1 protein-coding gene and 1 other annotated feature are annotated in these 1,302 nt (G+C 67.5%); the gene reads right to left on the bottom strand.

Annotated features, from left to right (window positions below):
• Positions 1–15: 15 nt before the first annotated feature.
• Positions 16–1,250, bottom strand: a protein-coding gene (locus tag RF640_RS18800) for an IS3 family transposase (protein WP_368828657.1) whose coding sequence is annotated in 2 segments (ribosomal slippage) — positions 16–971 and positions 971–1,250 — 1,236 coding nt in all. Because the reading frame shifts where the segments join, the coding sequence is not laid out codon by codon here.
• Positions 859–972 (bottom strand) — a sequence feature (AL1L pseudoknot). Its footprint overlaps the gene before it by 114 nt.
• Positions 1,251–1,302 lie beyond the last annotated feature (52 nt).

The following is a 1,302-nucleotide window of genomic DNA, read 5'->3' as shown; positions in this document are numbered from 1 at the left end:
TGTCCCGTGACGGGTTCAGTGGAGGCTTGATAGTGCCGCTCCGGCGGTCGCCGGGGCGGTGTGGTGACGATAGTAGGCGTCCTCGAACTCGGTCGGGGGCACGAGCCCGATCTCTCCGTGCAGGCGCCGGTAATTGAACCAGTCGACGTACTCGGCCACCGCGATCTCCAGGTCCTCGATCGACTTCCAGGGGCCCTTGTTGCGAATCAGCTCGGCCTTGAACAGCGAGTTGAACGCCTCAGCGAGGGCGTTGTCGTACGAATCGCCAGTGGATCCCACCGAGGCCACCGCCCCCGCCTCGGCCAGGCGCTGGGTGTAGCGCACCGCGACATACTGAACGCCCTTATCCGAATGATGCACGACCCCGCTGGTGTCATGGCCGTCATGGGATCGGGTCCACAACCCCATCTCGAGGGCGTCCAGAGCCAGGTCCGTGCGCAGGGAGGTCGACAGCTGCCACCCCACCACCCGCCGGGAGAACACGTCAATGACGAAGGCGGCGTATACCCAGCCGGCGAACGTTCTGCAATACGTGATGTCGGCGACCCACAGCCGGTCCGGGGCGGCGGCGGTGAAAGATCGTTCCACCAGGTCCGGGCGGGTCTCCGGTCCGGTGCCGGCCACCGTGGTGCGCGGGCCCTTGGCCCGAATGACCCCACGCAGACCCGCCGCCCTCATGAGCCGGTGCACCGTGCACCTGGCCACCTGATGGCCGTTCCGGCGCAGCTCGGCGTGGACCTTGGTGACCCCGTACACCCCGTAGTTCTCCGCATGCACCTTGGCGATGACCGCGGTCGTGGCCGCGTCGCTGACCGATCGCGCTGAGGGCGGGCGGGTCTTGGCGGCGTAATAGGTGCTCGGGGCGACCTGCAGAACCTTGCAGATCGGCTCGACCCCGTACTCGCCCTTGTGGGCGTCGATGTAGGCCACTACCTGTGGTGTGGGCGGTCGAGCTCCGCCGCGAAGAAAGCCGAGGCCGACCGCAGGATGGCGTTGGCCCTGCGGAGCTCCCGAACTTCTCTTTCGAGCTCGGCCAGCCGCTGGGCGTCATCAGTGGTGGTGCCCGGCCGGTATCCCTCGTCGACCTCGGCCTGTCTGACCCAGTTCCGCAGCGTCTCCGGGTTGATCCCCAGCTGCTGCCCGATCCGCGCCAGCGCCCCGGCCTTCGTCGCTGGGTCCCGTCGGGCCTCCACCGCCATCCGGGTGGCGCGCTCACGCAACTCATCCGGGTACTTCCTCGGTGCTCCCATGACTCTCATCCTTCCGTGGAATGAAAGCCTCCAACAGACCCGTCACGGGACA

The sequence above is a fragment of the Kocuria sp. CPCC 205231 genome, from assembly GCF_040980965.1.
In the GTDB taxonomy this organism is placed as follows: domain Bacteria; phylum Actinomycetota; class Actinomycetes; order Actinomycetales; family Micrococcaceae; genus Kocuria; species Kocuria rosea.
Note: the sequence above shows the minus strand (reverse complement) of the source record. Positions and strands in the feature narration are given on the sequence as shown.